This window comes from Bacteroides mediterraneensis, assembly GCF_025993685.1.
Classification (GTDB): domain Bacteria; phylum Bacteroidota; class Bacteroidia; order Bacteroidales; family Bacteroidaceae; genus Phocaeicola; species Phocaeicola mediterraneensis_A.
In genome coordinates, this window is record NZ_DAJPEN010000001.1 from 485367 (window position 1) to 501425 (window position 16059).

8 protein-coding genes and 1 pseudogene are annotated in these 16059 nt (G+C 46.0%); all 9 read right to left on the reverse strand.

Annotation, left to right across the window (positions count from 1 at the left end):
* Positions 1-35: 35 nt before the first annotated feature.
* Positions 36-1292, reverse strand: a complete 1257-nt coding sequence (pgk, locus tag OIM59_RS01885) for a phosphoglycerate kinase (protein ID WP_299174212.1) — start codon at positions 1290-1292, stop codon at positions 36-38.
* A 175-nt stretch (positions 1293-1467) separates the two neighbouring features.
* A complete protein-coding gene (locus OIM59_RS01890; protein ID WP_299174210.1) occupies positions 1468-2115 on the reverse strand; it encodes a response regulator transcription factor in 648 nt (215 codons plus the stop codon).
* Complete coding sequence (locus tag OIM59_RS01895) at positions 2112-6407, reverse strand: two-component regulator propeller domain-containing protein (protein ID WP_299174209.1); 4296 nt, start codon at positions 6405-6407, stop codon at positions 2112-2114. Before OIM59_RS01895 ends, OIM59_RS01890 begins: the two co-directional genes overlap by 4 nt.
* Positions 6408-7576: 1169 nt before the next feature.
* The gene (gene pepT, locus OIM59_RS01900) at positions 7577-9205 is read right to left on the reverse strand and encodes a tripeptide aminopeptidase PepT (RefSeq protein WP_299174206.1); all 1629 of its coding nucleotides are present in this window, start codon (positions 9203-9205) and stop codon (positions 7577-7579) included.
* A gap of 120 nt (positions 9206-9325) precedes the next feature.
* A pseudogene (locus tag OIM59_RS18655) lies at positions 9326-9478 on the reverse strand (D-alanyl-D-alanine dipeptidase); the annotation flags it as partial.
* A gap of 105 nt (positions 9479-9583) precedes the next feature.
* On the reverse strand, positions 9584-10546 hold the full coding sequence (locus OIM59_RS01910; RefSeq protein ID WP_299174201.1) for a hypothetical protein: 963 nt from the start codon (positions 10544-10546) through the stop codon (positions 9584-9586).
* Between the two features lie 144 nt (positions 10547-10690).
* Entirely contained in the window at positions 10691-13096 is a 2406-nt protein-coding gene (locus OIM59_RS01915; RefSeq protein ID WP_299174198.1) for a transglycosylase domain-containing protein, read from the reverse strand.
* Positions 13093-13890, reverse strand: coding sequence for an NAD(+) diphosphatase (gene nudC / locus OIM59_RS01920; protein WP_299174195.1), 798 nt, complete (start codon positions 13888-13890; stop codon positions 13093-13095). The genes OIM59_RS01915 and nudC overlap by 4 nt, the downstream gene beginning before the upstream one ends.
* A gap of 12 nt (positions 13891-13902) precedes the next feature.
* Positions 13903-16041, reverse strand: a complete 2139-nt coding sequence (locus OIM59_RS01925; protein ID WP_299174192.1) for a Tex family protein — start codon at positions 16039-16041, stop codon at positions 13903-13905.
* Positions 16042-16059 lie beyond the last annotated feature (18 nt).

Genomic DNA, 16059 nt, shown 5'->3' on the forward strand with positions numbered 1-16059 from the left:
GCCATGCCTTCAGGTATTTATTTATAAGAACAATCTTATTTGTCACCGCGGATTGCAGCGATACCCGGAAGAACTTTACCTTCGATAGCTTCCAGCAAAGCACCACCACCTGTAGAGATGTAAGAAACCTGGTCGGCCATACCGAATTTGTTGATACAAGCTACAGAGTCACCACCACCAATCAGTGAGAAGGCACCTTCTTTAGTTGCTTCAGCGATAGCTTCAGCGATTGCCTTAGAACCACCGGCGAAGTTGTCGAACTCGAATACACCGGCAGGACCGTTCCACAGGATAGTCTTTGCACCTTTGATGGCAGCCTTGAACTCTTCGCGAGTCTTAGGACCTGCATCCAGACCCATCCATCCGTCAGGAATGTTCTTGTCGTCGCAAACCTGAGTGTTGGCGTCGTTAGCGAACTTGTCGGCAGCGATGCAGTCGCAACCCAGAACCAAGTTTACACCTTTTGCTTTCGCTTTTGCGATGATGTCCAAAGCCAGATCCAGTTTGTCATCTTCTACCAATGAGTTACCAATCTTACCACCCTGAGCTTTAGCAAAAGTGAATGCCATACCACCGCAGAGAATCAGGTTGTCTACCTTGTCCATCAAGTTTTCGATGATACCGATTTTAGTAGATACTTTAGAACCACCCATGATGGCAGTGAACGGACGTTTGATGTCTTTCAATACATTGTCAACAGCTTGTACTTCTTTTTCCATCAGGTAACCCAGCATCTTGTGGTCTGCATCAAAGTAGTCAGCGATAACAGCTGTAGAAGCGTGTTTACGGTGAGCAGTACCGAATGCATCCATTACGTAGCAGTCAGCGTAAGAAGCCAGAGTCTTGGCGAATTCTTTCTGACGAGCTTTCATTTCTTTCTTTGCATCTTCGTATGCAGGGTCTTCTTTTTCGATGCCTACAGGTTTACCTTCTTCTTCAGGATAGAAACGCAGGTTTTCCAGCAACAGCACTTCGCCCGGTTTCAGTGCAGCAGCAGCGTCCTGAGCTTTTGCGCAGTCCGGAGCAAATTTCACCGGAGTACCCAGTGCAGCAGCCACAGCGTCTACAATCTGGCTCAAAGAATATTTAGCGTTTACTTTGCCTTTGGGCTTACCCATGTGTGACATGATAATCAAAGCGCCACCGTCTGCCAAGATTTTCTTCAAAGTAGGCAGTGCACCACGGATACGAGTATCGTCAGTAATTTTACCTTCTTCGTTCAAAGGTACATTGAAGTCCACACGAACGATTGCCTTTTTGCCGGCAAAGTTGAATTTGTCAATAGTCATCATAATCTCTAATATTTTTTGTTTAAAGTTGTTTGTAATCTTGCTTTGAGTTGCAGCGCAAAGTTAAGAAAAAAATGTGACGAAGTTCATTCTCTTTCATCTAAATTCATCTAGGTGTGTTATTTTCTATTAAAAAACAGCAAATAGTAATTTACTAAGGTAATTGATAGACTGATATTTAATGAATAAGTTTGTTCTTGTAGGCAAATACTACAATTTCAATCGCGGATTTACAGTCAAGTTTGCTTTTTATTCTGTCTTTGTAGGTTTCTACCGTATTACGGTCGATATTCAATTCGTTTGCTATTTCTTTGCTGGTGTATCCGTTGGCCAGCAGTTGGATTACTTCGAGTTCCCTATCCGTCAATTCATACGGTTTCCGTTTTTTCATATTTTCTTCACCTCCGAATGCCTTGATGATGTCATTGTAAGAGATTGTATTGCCAAAGTAGAACCCTTTTCCTTGTACGACAGCCTGTATGGCACAAATCAGGTCTTCTGCCTGTGTGTCTTTAGCCAAGTATCCGTTGAGTTGCATTTTCAGTGACTGGATGATATAGTGTATATCTTTATAATGTGAGAGAATGATGATGGGCATCTTCGGATAGGTTGCTTTGATGAAGCGGGCTAGATCCAGTCCGTCTGTTTCTTCTTCTAAGCTGATATCAAGAATAGCTAAATCATATTCTTCGTTTCGTAGCAGTTGTTTGGCTTCATTGGGCGTTTGTGCCGTGGCTGCCACAGTTAAGTTGTCTGATCGTTTAAGAATACTTTTCATGCCTTCCAGATGTATTTCTGAATCGTCAACAATGAATATTTTTATCATTTTCTTATGGTTTTATGTAACGTAAATGTGAATATACTGCCTTTTCCTTGGATGCTTTCCACCTGAATGCTTTCTTCCAACCGGTTGATGAATTCTTTGACAATCAGCAGTCCTAATCCAGTGCCTTCTTCTTTTTCGGTACCTCGAGAAGACACTTTGGTTCCGATTTGGAAAAGTTTTTCAATCCGGTCGGTCGACATGCCTACACCATTGTCCTTGATACTTACATGCCAGCATTCCTTGTCTTCTTGCACGGTTATGTAGATGTGTCCTTTGCGGTAAGTGTATTTTATGGCATTAGCTATCAGATTTCTTAAAATGGTAGATAGCATGTTTTTGTCCGTACAAACGATGATTGGCCGGTTAGGGGCTGTAATGGTCAGTTCTTTTTTCAGGATATCGGGATTCAGAAGTTGCAACACAGCCTCTATCTCATCGGTCAGATTTGTTTGCCGGAAAACAGGCTTGATGATTTCCTTTTGAGAAAGCACCCATAGCTGAAGATTGTCGAGCAACACTTTTCCTTGGCGTGAGGTTTTGCTGATCATGCGTATTTTCTGCAGCTTTTCTTCTTCTTCCAAACTGTTATATTCTTCTAGCAGTACCGTAGATAGCACATTTAAATTATTCAGTGGACTTTTCAAGTCGTGTGACACAATGTTGAAAAATTTATTTTTGCTTTCCATTATCTGATACAGCTTGTTGGTCCTTTCTTTGACAAGCGTTTCCAGTTGTTCGTTTTCTTTTCTCAGTTGCCTTTCCCGGAATCGGATAAATGTCCAGATACCCAATATGCCGCCTAGTATAAGAAGTGTGATGAACCACCATGAATAATACCAGGGGGTTGCAATATGAATGGAAAGTCTGAGGGGGTGTCCGTTCCACTCTCCATAGGCATTGCTTGCTTCTATTTCCAGATGGTAATGTCCGAAAGGAATGTTCGTATATTTGGCAGTGAGCAATGGAGGTGTTGTATAATTCCATTTTTCTTCGAAAGGAACCAGCCTGTATCGGTATTTCAGATTAGGACTGTATGCATAGTCGGCAGCGGCAAATCCAAAGGCAAATGAATTCTGTTCAGCTTCAAGAAGCAGTTGTTCACCCTTGTTTAAGTCGGCAGGAAATGAAGAACCGTTTACTTGCACGTCTGTCAACATGATTGGGAAGGAAGGCAGCGGCCGGCTTGCTTGCTCCGGATTGAAAAGGCTGAATCCATTGTTCCCCCCGATGCAGATGTATCCGTTTTTCAGTCGGCAGACAGCTCTTGACAAATCATTATTGGGCAGGCCGTGATATTCATGAAACCTTCTCAGGATATGTCCGTCGGCATCGGATAGCAGTAATCCTTCGTTGGTGGCAATCCATAAATGTTGTTGTGCATCTTCCTGTATGCCTTTCACCTGAAGCTCCTCTGTCTGCGGAATGCGTTGGAAGGGTTTGTTTCCCCCATTGTATTTCGCCAGTCCCTGATGCGTTCCTATCCAGATATTACCGTTCTGGCTGCAAAAAATACATTCAACGTAATTATCGGGCAGGCTGTAGGGATTCCATGCCTGGTGATAATAGTGTGTAAGGGTGTCGGCTTCGATAGACAGCACGTTGAGGCCTTTTTCGGTGGTTCCTATCCAGATGTTTCCTCGACGGTCTTCGGTTATGCAACTGGCGAGTCGGGAGGTCAGACAGTCGTTGCCGGGTTGGGTCATGTCAGTGAAACGTTCGTTTTCAGGATTGAACAGGCAAAGTCCTTGGTAGGTGGCAATCCAGAGTTTTTGTGCGGGACCTTGGGATATGGCACAGACATTATTGTCGATGAGGCTGTACGGACGAAGCGGGTTGTGCTCATATATTTTGATTTTTCCGTTTGTCAGTTTGGCCAGTCCGTCGTTGGTCGCAATCCAGCATGTTTGTGAGTCGGTCACGTAGAGGTCTCTGATTTCTGTGCCAGGTAGTCCTTTGGCGCTATAGATGGAAAAAGAAATATGATTTAGCACTTTTCCTTTCTGTAAGATATACAATCCTTTACTGCCTCCAACGTATAATTTGTCATTTGCAGTCTTCTGTAAAAGGCTGACGGCTTGATTGTCTGGTAATAATTTGACCCATGTGTGCTGTGGGGTTTGTTTCCATAGATTTTTTGATGTACCCACCCATAGTTCGTGGTTACCTGTTTGTAGCAAGACTTTCACCTCTTCTTTTTCCAGCAGATTGGTATTGGGCAGAGTGAATGGGGTACAAGTGTGTTTGTGGGTATCTATTGACATAAATCCTTTGTCACAGTAAATTATAAGGGATTTTCGGTCGGCAGAAAGCGTCCACGCAAAAGATGTATTTCCAGGCATGGAAAGAACCTGATGCGCGGAATTATCTGTCAGATTCATGTACATGATTCTCTGTGCATTGGCCATATAGAGCCGGTCGTTCCCATCTGGTAATATGTAGTCGCATCCAAATTCATTGGGAAGCGAGAATGTTTTTGCTTTGCTGTATTGATAATATCCCTTTACAATCTCAAGATTGGTATAATTGTCAGGGAAGTGTTCCCCAAATTTGTAAAAACGTTTCTCTTTGTTGTCGTAATATCCGAAGTAGGTACTTTTCCCATTGAATATGTAACGGTCACGGTCTTTATCATAAAAAATCTGTTCGATTTTTCCTTGCGGAAAGCAAGGCACATTGTTCGGAAAATAATGCTTGAATTCAAATCTGCCTATTTCACGGTTGAACAGATTTAGGCCGAAACATTCCCATGTGACACACCAGAAACGTCCTTTCCGGTCTTCGAGAAATCCATTGTACCAGTTGGCTCCAAACGGATTTCCCAGCCATAAGCGCGGGTAATGATAATCTGGTTTTTTGCTCCACAAGGCATAACGTTTCCATTGTCCGTTTTGGGGATTATATACGTTGAACCCTACATGGTTCCATAATCCGACGTAAATCAAGCCTTTTTTATCCTGATAGAGTGCGGATACATGATTCTCATCCGGATACCGGAAATGTAGGTTTGCATTTTTGTATGCTTGGAAATTGTCTGCCAGGCTTTCCGGCAGAGCTTGCTGTCCATCATAGATTGCCTCGTGTCTGATATACTGCCGGATGACTTCTCTTTCACGCTGGAAAGTAGGATAATCGATATCTTTTGTCATCAGCCGGTAATTGAAATGTGTGAGTCGTTTGTTCTCGAAGTCAAAAATATAGCTTCCGTCATTTTGGGTTCCTACCCATAAATGCTGTTTCTTGTCCTCCATCAAGGCAGAGACTTCATATCCTGCGTAAGTGTGAAACAGATTGTTGTGCGGTGCATATAGATTGACTCCATTTGAGGTTCCAATCCATACACATCCGTCATCGGATACGTACAGACAAAGTATCTGGCTGGAAGAGATGGAGTGGGGAATATCGGAATGGGGAGTCAGCTGTTCGGTTTCATCCAGAGGGTAATGCCATCTGAGTAGTCCGCCGTAACCTCCAATCCAGATGCAGCCTTCCTTGTCAGTAGCTGCGCATGTTGCTTCAAAGGGGATGGAGCGATAGTGTATGAATTTATGTTGTCGGAAATCATATTTCTGGACAGAACCAAACGAGGACGAAAACAGACTGCCGTCTTTGGCTTTCACATAAAACGCCGATTCAAGTGGCATACCTTTATCCGACCATGTAGGAACCGGGGTGAATTGATAAGATTTTTTGGAGAATAAGAAGCCGTGCAGGGCACGTCCTCCTATCCATAGATTCTGAAGAGAATCCTCATATATTTGCCAGTAGTAGTGATTGCCTTCATTTGCTCCAGGGTTGTGTTTGAAATGTATCCATTTGTTTTCTTTCAGACGGTATTGCGTTAAATAGCCTTGTGCGGTTTCTATCCACAGATTGCCTTCCTTGTCGGCATGAAGAGCCCTGACAAAGTTGTCTTTCAATCCGTTTTGTGTGGTATATTGCTGAAAACGATTGTGGGTCCTGTCATAGCGGTTTAAGCCATTTTGTGTGCCTATCCATAAATTCCCATACAGGTCTTCGGTGAGGGAGGTGACAACATTGTTCGATAAGCTGTTGGAGTTGTGGGATGAGTGCGTATAGTTTATGAAGTGGATGCCGTCGAATCGGGAAAGTCCGTTTTCTGTCGCGAACCACATGAATCCATACTGGTCTTGTAGGATATTTAAGATTTTGTCGGAGGGCAATCCGTCTTGTGTGGAATACCGGATAAAACGAAGGTTGTCGGATACAGGTAAAGATATAGTGTCGGCTTGAAGGGGTACAAAGGTACATAATGTGAGTGTAAGTATCTTCATCCAGATTTTGACCATTGTCCAAGTTTTGGATGAATGTAGAAAAAACTCATTTGAGTTTTTGTCATGCTGCATATTTACCTTTGTTTTAAGTTGTTAATAATTAGACAAATATAGAAAATTTCTCCCTGTTTCCTTAATTTGCGGGAGAAAAATCTATATTTTTCGTAAAGATAGGTTAATGCTGTGGATTTATTGTCGCTATAAATCGAATATAAATGGGGAAAAAATTACTACATAGGCTGCAGGTATATATTTTTTCGGGATGATAAGAATGCAGGTTCGTAAATGGGAAAAAGTCAGGTCTTTTTTTAGGTCTCTCGGTCGGGAGCCCTACGTTTCCCGTAGCGGAACCATAGGTTTCCCGTCCGTGAAACGTACGTTTTCCGGGTGGAAAACATAGATAAGTCTTTGTGATGGCGATAAAAAGGGTGGGACTCTGGAGATAATTTGGCCACTTGCCTGAACCGCCGTTGGATAGTCGGTTCAGGCAGTGGCTCTAGGTCAGTTTCTGTAACTTATGCAGCCTGTCAGGAAGCTGCATGCAGAAAACTGCCGTTTTTCATAGCAGAACTTAATCGAATACATATCTTTTACCACATGTTTTACAAACGTGACAAGAGTAAAATTCTTTTACACTTCCCCGTCCATTTCCATTTTGTTTTGGGGTACATCCTGTACATTTTACACGGTTTCCCCCAATATAAAGCCACCCATTTTTACACTTAAGTGGACAGCGTACCCAGTTGAAACATGTGGTATAACTTAAAGATAACTCTCCCCCACATGTACATTTGTAACTTGATTCTGTAATAATATTATTACAGTTGCATCCTGATTCCTTTTTGTCATGTTTGGTTTCGATAGGATTGCTGTTTGAAAATGATAAAGAGACCATTGAACCGAAAAGGACTAAGGTTAGAATTAGAAGATTTTTCATGTTTTAAGAAGATTGGTTAGAAAAAATATAGTTAAAAATAGCATCCCATGGTTGTGTCACAGGAATATCCGAAAAATAGTGAAGGACACAAGATACAGCTTGGCTGCATAACAGATAAGACTATCCAAATGGCATGGAAGTCACTGACTTCTTGGTGGTCAGATGATAGGTTCAAAAAAGGACTTTTTCATAACTCATGTTTTTAGGGAAATATAGGTTAATTGCAAGTTTTCTATTTTTCATATTTCAATGTTTCGTCAATGAGGTTCTTTAAGACTTGCACCATCAGCGTCAGGTCTTCAATACAGCACCATTCCATGCAGCTGTGTGCAGCCTGTTGGCCGGAATAAATGCAAGGGCCGCCTGGAAGAGCTCCGGTAGTGACCAGCATGGAAGAAGTGGTTCCTCCACGTTCACTTTTGGCAACCATTTGCAAACCTTCTTTCAAGGCTGCTTTCTGGATGATTTCCGGGGTGTGCTTGTACATGGTATAGGCAATGTTATCATATTGTTTCACTTCTTCCGACGGAGTAACTTTCACAAAAGGAAAAGCTTCACAGGTCTTTTGATAGGCCTTTTGCAAGTAAGCTCTTAATGTGTCACCTTCTTGCTTGTCAAAATAGCGGATACGGTATTTGGCGATATAATCTTCTTCGATTGTCTTTCCTGATGCATCAACGGGGTGTTCACATGCATAGCAATGCAAGTATCCTTGTTTACCGGAACTGGCACTGGGATGTACGGAAGGCGGAATCGCACCTATGAAGTAGGCGGCGGCAGTAAGTGCGTCGGCATATTGGCTTTTGAGCCCGTCTCCGGGGTGTGCCTTGTTTCCCTTGAAATAAAATGTCTGTCCGGCCGCCGTAAAATTCTCGGCCGAGAAAACGCCGGGTTCTCCTCCGTCTACGTCGATGACGATGTCGGGCCTTGTGTCAAATACCTCAGAATCATAACGATAGGCTGCCCGTCCGATATCCTCATTCTGTGAAAACATGAAGAAAAGGTCGGGGTGCTTGATGCGTGGATTGTTCACCAGTTCCTCTATCAGCGTGACGAGAATGGTGCATCCCGCTTTATCGTCGGCTCCGAGCAGGGTGGTTCCATCGGTGGTGACGATGGTTTTTCCTTTCAGTTCGCTCAGGCGTGCTCCGGCAGGTGAAGAGGGGCTGAGTACGATGCCTGGTGAAAGAGTAAGGTCTCCTCCCGGATAATTGGTGTGTACAATGGGGTTGATGCCTTTTCCAGGTGCTTCAGGGGTAACATCCAGATGGGCTGTAAAAAATAGGTTGGGCACTGTCTTGTGTTTGGAGTCAGACAGGTTGGAGGGAATTTTTACATATACATAGAAGTCCTTACTTACTGTTACTTCTACATTCTTTCCTCCGAAGGACTGTATTTCATTCGCCAGGAAAGTGGCCATCTTTTTTTGCCCTTCTGTCATGGGAAATGCGTTGAAGTCGGGTGCGTCGACCGATTGGCTTTCAATTTTCACATAAGACAAAAAGCGGTTCAACACTTTCTCGTGTGCATTCTTGTTTGTCTTTTTCCGTTGGACGGTAGGACGTGGAGTAGCCGGAGGAGTTTTTTCTTTCTTTGGCTGTGACGGTTGTGCAGGCGAGGAAGAAAGAACTTTCGATTTGGCATTACGGGCCAGCTGGGCTGAGTCTAGCTTGAGTATGTAACTTCCTCTCATAGCATTTATTACGGAGTCTGGGACTCTCTTGCGGGGATAATTCTTTTGAGAATCTTTGGTACGTTCATAAATTTTTAGGACTGCAATTCTGCCTACTTGTTTCCAGAACTGCGCCTGTCCGTTCAACGTGAAAAGCGTGAAGGAAAGTAAGACGAGGATACGTATCATATTGTGGAAATTTTAGGGTAAGATAAAAAAGAGTCTGTTCTTGCTGTTTATGGGATGGCTTGGTAGCCATGGGCTGTCAGCCAGTTACGGTTATATCCTTTATAGTTGAAGTGCCAGACTGATGAGTGCCTCTGCGGCTTCCGGATGCAGATAAGCCTCTTTAAGATCTGTGTATAAGACTTTTCCTACAAAGTTGTCGGCTTTCGCATACATTAAATCTACCCGTATGCTTGGGTCGAGTGAATGTATGTTGACCAGTCCTTTTTCCTGCATGTGCCGGACAGAGGAACTTTCGGTCTGTCCCCACCCCGTGAGGAAGCCGACAAACAACATGACAGCAGTAATTGTAAATTTGTTCATTTTCATATTCTGATTGTTCTAATAACTGATTTTTTGACATTCCAGATAGAGGGGTTGCTCCTTCTCTGTCTGGAATTGGCGGAAGACATATCTTTGGGTCCAGTTTCCCTGTCCGTCAATGGCGTTATCAGGATATTCATATCGGAAGATGTCAGAAATTGGCTCAGGGTTGTATACGGTGTTCCCAAATTCATCGAATGTGGTATAGTTGAGTCTTTTTTCCAGAATGGGCAATCCTTGTTCGTTGTAATAAAAATATACGATATAGGAGGGCTGTTCGCTGATGGAAGTATATTCTATCGTTTTGACAAGCTGTTCCTGCTCATTGTATAAATTAATACTTCTGTTTTCGGGGCGGACGTAATTTCGGCAGCTATCAATGTAACGTGCGTAGTAGGCACTGTCTGTTATGGGGTAGCTGTCATATTGAGTGGCTGTTTCCGAAGAGAAAAATGAGAGAAGAATATGGTCTTTTTCGATGAAAGAGATGGTGTCTCGCCTTGTTAAAAGAAGGGAATCACTGGAATAATCCATGGTGTATTCTTCCTGGATGAGATTGTATACAGAATTTTGTTGGATGGGAGAATCGTTGTACTGACTGACCCAGTTCCTTTGGTATGAGGTGAGACTGTTTTCTGCGATTTGTAGTACACAATATCTTCCTTCCGGGTCGAAAAAATAACGGAGTGAGGTCGAAGGGCGTCCATCATATATGTGATGGAATTCTTGGACGTCGCCTCCGTTTGTAAAATAAATGCGATAAGAAAATTCGGAGAATGAATCAATTTCTTTTCCGATGGTAATAGCTCCGGATTGTGGGTCTTGTGAGATTTCGAAAGTCTGATGGTAAAGGCTTTGCGGATTTCCTTTCAGAAAATAGTCGTTGCGTGCATCGCTATTTTGGATAAGGGGTAGATAGCTTTGTGCACTCAGTGACGTATACAACAATACTTCAATAAGGATGAAAAAGATTGTTCTCATAAGGCTGGTTCCTTTTTTTAATTAAACGTTATCTTTCATCCCAAATTTCAATATAAAAAATAAAAAACCTGTCATTAAATTCACCTATGGCAATCGGGTAAATTTAATGACAGGTTGAGAAGTTAATACGAAAATATATTTTTATTATTCCAATGGCATTGATGCATCTTCTTCCGTTTCGAACCGCAGGGAGTCACTCAGCGTCATGTAAATGGAATCGCTGTCGCTGTAATGCGGGAAATAGTCGTTACAGTCCCATGAGCGGTCCAGTTTCTCCTTCGGTTGCGGGAACTTTGCCACATAAAGCGGAGCCAGCTTGGGGTCGGCCAGCACTTTTTCCATGAAGTAGCCGAACACGGGAAGTGCCGTGCGGCTGCCCTGTCCCAGTTCTCCCGTGCGGAAATGGATGCTGCGGTATTCTCCACCTACCCAGGCACCTCCCACCAGGTTGGGACTGACGCCTACGAACCAGGCATCGGAGTGGTTCGACGAAGTACCGGTCTTTCCGCCGAATTCCGTCCCTTTGTCAAAGATGCGGAAACGCCAGAGGGCCTGTGAGGTACCTCCCGGACAGGTCAGTCCCCCTCTCAGCATCTGTTGCATGAGGTAAGCACTGGCGTAGGGGATGGCCTGTGTCTTTTCCGGTTCTTCTTCGTAAATGACGTGTCCGTCTTTGTCTTCCACCCGCGTGATGAGTATCGGGCGGATGGCTTCTCCATCGTTGACTACCGTACCGTAGGCCGAAACGAGTTCCAGCAAGGACACATCGGAAGCGCCCAGACTCAGGGCCGGAGTTTCTTCCAGTGGGGTACGGATGCCCATGTTGCGGGCGGTGCGGGCTATATTGGAGATGCCGACTTCATGTGCCACATTGGCGGCGATGGTGTTGACAGACTGGGCGAATGCCATTTTCAGGGACATGGTGTCGAGGGTGGCACCTCCGTTGGCATTGTGCGGCATCCAGAGTTTCTTCTCTCCGTTCTCTTCCACTTCCCAGGGAATATTCTCGTCTACCCGTAAGTCGCAGGGAGAAAGTCCTTGGTTCATGGCCTCTGTATAGACAAACAGTTTAAAAGTAGACCCTGGCTGACGTTTGGACAGTACTTTGTCGTATTTCCACGACTGGAAGTTGATGTCGCCTACCCAGGCTTTCACTTCTCCGGTATGCGGGGCGATGGCCACGAAACCGCAGTGCATGAAGCGTTCCATGTAGCGGATGGAGTCCATGGTGCTGAAGGTCGTATCCTTTTGCCCCAGTTGGTAGTCGAACACTTTACAGCGGTGAGGCAGGTTCAGGTAATAGGCAATGGAGTCGGTCTGACTGCCGTATTTGTGCGACAGATACTGATAGGCCGGCGTTTTTTCAGCCAAATCTTCGATAAAGTGAGGAATCTCTTCTCCACTTCGGTCTCGCCAGGGAGCTTGTGTGCCCCAGTGGGCATCAAATTTTTTCTGTACTTCCCGCATCTGCCGGTCGACGGCCTCTTCCGCATAGCGTTGCATCCGGCTGTCGATGGTGGTATAGATTTTCAGTCCGTCTCCATATAAGTCGATGTCATTCTCCTTGCACCAGCTTTTCAGTTCGTTGGCTACGGCTTCGCGGAAGTAGAGAGCCAGTCCGGTGTTGTAGCTTTCTTGCCTGAATTTCAAGATTGTGGGCAGCTGCCGGATAGAATCGAGCTGGTGTTTGTTCAGAAAATGGTGTTCGTACAGTTTGCCCAACACCACATTCCGTCGCGAAAGACTGTTTTTCGGATTGATACGGGGGTTGTAGTAGGTAGTGGCTTTCAGCAGCCCAATCAGGGTAGCTGCTTGCTCTACGGTGATTTTGTCGGGCGTAGTATTAAAATAGGTATGGCAGGCCGTTTTGATACCGAAGGCGTTGCTGCCGAAGTCTACGGTATTGAAATACATGGTCAGGATGTCTTCCTTGCTGTACAGCATCTCAATCTTGACGGCGGTGACCCATTCTTTGGCTTTCATAATCAGCAGTTTTACACCGGGAATATAGCCCAGCAGACCGGTGGAATACTGCGAGCGGACTTTAAACAGGTTTTTCACCAGCTGCTGGGTGATGGTGCTGGCACCTCGTGCTTCCCCGTGGGTAATATAGTCTTTTGCGGCTGCGAAGACTCCTTCGAAGTCGATGCCGAAATGCTTGTAGAAACGTTCGTCTTCCGTATAGACCAGTGTCTTGATCAGGATGGGAGAGATATCCTTGTATTCTACCGGTGTACGGTTCTCTGAATAGAATTTTCCAATCAGTTTCCCGTCGGCGCTGTAGATTTCCGACGCGATGTGCTGTATCGGTTCCTTGATATTGAACATGCTGGGTGATTTGCCGAACAGCCACAGGAAATTGAGGTCAATCATAATCAGCAGCACAATCAGCGAACAGATACCTGTCAGGATGGCCATGCCGGTACGTCCATACCACGGCAATTTACGGAAAGTACGTACATACCATTGGATGGCTTGTTTCCCCGCCTTGAGGATACGGCGGACTGTTTTTCCTAAAAATTGAGTAAGGTAAAGGATGTATTTTTTCATATTTCGTTGTTTAACCATGCATCAATCAGTTTTCGGGCAATGCTCAGTTTCTTGGGTATTTCCGGCAGGTGGTCGCGGCTGTAAAAGTCGCCTGCGCTTAATTCTTCATCTTGCAGCTTGATGGTGCCGCTCTCGTATTCCGCATAATAGCCTACCATGATGCCGCTGGGGTAAGGCCAGGGCTGGCTGCCGAAATAGGTCAGGTTCTTGATGCGGATACCTGTTTCTTCCATCACTTCACGGCGTACACACTCTTCCAGCGTTTCGCCCGGTTCCAGAAAGCCGGCCACCAGTCCTTTGAATGTACCCCGAAAATTACGGGCGTGCACCAGCAATATGCTGTCTCCTTTCTTAATCAGTACGATGACAGCCGGAGAGATGCGCGGATAGATTTCCAGTCCGCAGTGGGGACAGCGTTTGGTGATGGGGCCTGTCTGTTCTGTGGGCGTACCGCAGGCCGGACAGAAACGGCTTTGCTTGTCCCAGGTCAGTATTTGGGAAGCCTTTCCGGCACACTGGTATTCTTCCAGCGGGAGGATGTCGTAAGAAGCCCGCAAGTCGGTCGGAATAAAGGAATCCTCGTTTCCGTTCAGTGCGTCGGGAGAGAGGGCGTACGCCTTGGCCGGGTGTCCTTGGATTTCTCCGATGGCATGTATCGTCGTATCGGCAGTGACTCTTACCGGAGGTTCGGTGGCATAAGGAATGTGAAACCTGTCACCTTCCTTTACGACTAGAAGCTGCTGGCCTTGACAGAAAATAAACCAGCCGCACAGTTCTTTTTTATCTTGTTTCATGTTGTTGTGTTCTTATTTGTTTAATCCTTTCATGGTGAGCTGGATACGTTTTCGTTCACGGTCGATGCTCAGCACTTTTACCCGTATATGCTGGTGGATGCGAACCACTTCGGTCGGGTCGCTGACAAAACGGTCGGCCAGTTGGGAAACATGCACCAACCCGTTTTCCTTGATACCGATATCGACGAAACAGCCGAAGTTGGTGATGTTGGTCACGATGCCGGGCAATTCCATGCCTTCCTGTAAGTCGTCCAGCGTGCGTACATTTTTGTCGAATTCAAATACCTGGATTTTCTGGCGTGGGTCTCGGCCGGGCTTGTCCAGTTCCTGAAGAATATCTGTCAGGGTAGGGAGGCCCACGGTATCGGTGATGTATTTCTTCAAGTCAATTTTGCTGCGCAGCTCCTTGTCCTTTATCAGGTCGTTCACACTGCAATGCAAATCCTTTGCCATTTGTTCCACGATGGGGTAGCTTTCCGGATGTACCGCCGAATTGTCCAGTGGGTTGGGAGCCTGTGGAATACGGAGGAATCCGGCGCACTGTTCGTAGGCCTTTGCTCCCATTCTCGGTACCTTGAGCAGTTGTTTGCGGGATTCGAACGGGCCGTTTGCCGTACGGTAGTCTACGATGTTCTGTGCCAGTGTAGGGCCTAAACCGGACACATACGTCAGCAAGTGCTTGCTGGCCGTATTGACATTCACACCTACCAGATTGACACAGCTTTCCACTGTCTGGTCGAGGGCCGCCTTCAGTTTGGCCTGGTCTACGTCGTGCTGGTACTGGCCCACTCCGATGGATTTGGCATCAATCTTGACCAGTTCGGCCAGCGGGTCCATCAGGCGGCGGCCGATGGAGACGGCCCCACGGACTGTGACATCGTAGTCTGGAAATTCTTCGCGGGCTGTTTTCGATGCCGAATAAATGGAAGCTCCGTCTTCACTGACCACGAATACCTGTACTTCCCGGTCGTAGCGCTGACTGGTGACAAACTGTTCCGTTTCGCGGCTGGCCGTACCGTTTCCAATGGCGATGGCTTCAATTTTATATTGTTCCACCAGCTTCACGAGCTTGCGTGCAGCCTGTGCATATTCCGATTTGGGAGGGTGGGGATAAATGGCTTCGTTGTGCAGAAGTGTACCTTGGGCATCCAGACAGACCACTTTGCAGCCGGTACGGAATCCGGGGTCGATGCCCATGACTCGTTTTTGTCCCAACGGAGGGGCCAGCAGCAACTGACGGAGATTCTCTGCAAATACACGAATGGCCTCTTCGTCGGCTTTTTCCTTGCTGAGGGCTGCAAATTCAGTCTCGATGGCAGGTTTCAGCAGCCGTTTATAGGCATCGGATACCGCTTCCTCCACTTGGCGGCCACATTCATTGTTCGTCCGTACGAACAGCCTTTGCAGTCGGTCGTGGCAGCTTTCTTCGTCTTCCGGGAAGATGGACACCTTCAACACGCCTTCTGCTTCTCCGCGGCGGAGCGCCAGCAGGCGATGGGAGGAGCATCTTTTGAGCGGTTCACTGAAATCAAAATAGTCACGGTATTTGGCGGAGGCTTCTTCCGATTCTTTTCCTTTCACCACTTTGGCTTGGATAATCGCCTGTCGCTGGAACTGGTTGCGCATCAGGTGGCGCGAGCGTTCGTCTTCGCTGACTTGTTCGGCCAGGATGTCGCGGGCCCCTTTCAGGGCGTCTTCCTCATCTTTTACGTCACCTTTCACAAAAGCACGCACTTTGGTTCCGAGGTTGTTTTCTTTCTGCATCATCAGCAGTAGGGCCAGCGGCTCCAGCCCTTTGGCACGTGCGGCCTCTGCCCTGGTTTTCCGTTTGGGCTTGAAGGGAAGATAAATGTCCTCCAGTTCGGTAGCGTTCCAGCAGGCAGTGATGCGCGCTTTCAGTTCCGGCGTCAGTTTCCCTTGTTCCTCAATGGTGGAAAGTACGGTCTCTTTCCGCTTGGACAGTTCACAGAGCTTTTCATATCTTGTTTGAATGTCTCCTATCTGTACTTCATCCAACCCTCCGGTAGCTTCTTTCCGGTAACGGCTGATAAATGGAATGGTGGCTCCCCCCTGGAGCAGCTTGAGTGTGTGGGCGATACGATGTTCCGGCAGCTTAAGTTCGACGGCAATCATCCGGCTGAAATCTTCCATGTAAAATGTGGTTGAGTT

Bases quoted from the DNA above. Each gene is read 5' to 3' on its own strand.
- OIM59_RS01890 (WP_299174210.1), bottom strand. From the start codon at position 2,115: ATGATAAAAATATTCATTGTTGACGATTCAGAAATACATCTGGAAGGC.
- OIM59_RS01915 (WP_299174198.1), bottom strand. From the start codon at position 13,096: ATGAAAAAATACATCCTTTACCTTACTCAATTTTTAGGAAAAACAGTC.
- OIM59_RS01910 (WP_299174201.1), bottom strand. From the start codon at position 10,546: ATGAGAACAATCTTTTTCATCCTTATTGAAGTATTGTTGTATACGTCA.
- OIM59_RS01895 (WP_299174209.1), bottom strand. From the start codon at position 6,407: ATGAAGATACTTACACTCACATTATGTACCTTTGTACCCCTTCAAGCC.
- OIM59_RS01925 (WP_299174192.1), bottom strand. From the start codon at position 16,041: ATGGAAGATTTCAGCCGGATGATTGCCGTCGAACTTAAGCTGCCGGAA.
- pepT (WP_299174206.1), bottom strand. From the start codon at position 9,205: ATGATACGTATCCTCGTCTTACTTTCCTTCACGCTTTTCACGTTGAAC.
- pgk (WP_299174212.1), bottom strand. From the start codon at position 1,292: ATGATGACTATTGACAAATTCAACTTTGCCGGCAAAAAGGCAATCGTT.
- nudC (WP_299174195.1), bottom strand. From the start codon at position 13,890: ATGAAACAAGATAAAAAAGAACTGTGCGGCTGGTTTATTTTCTGTCAA.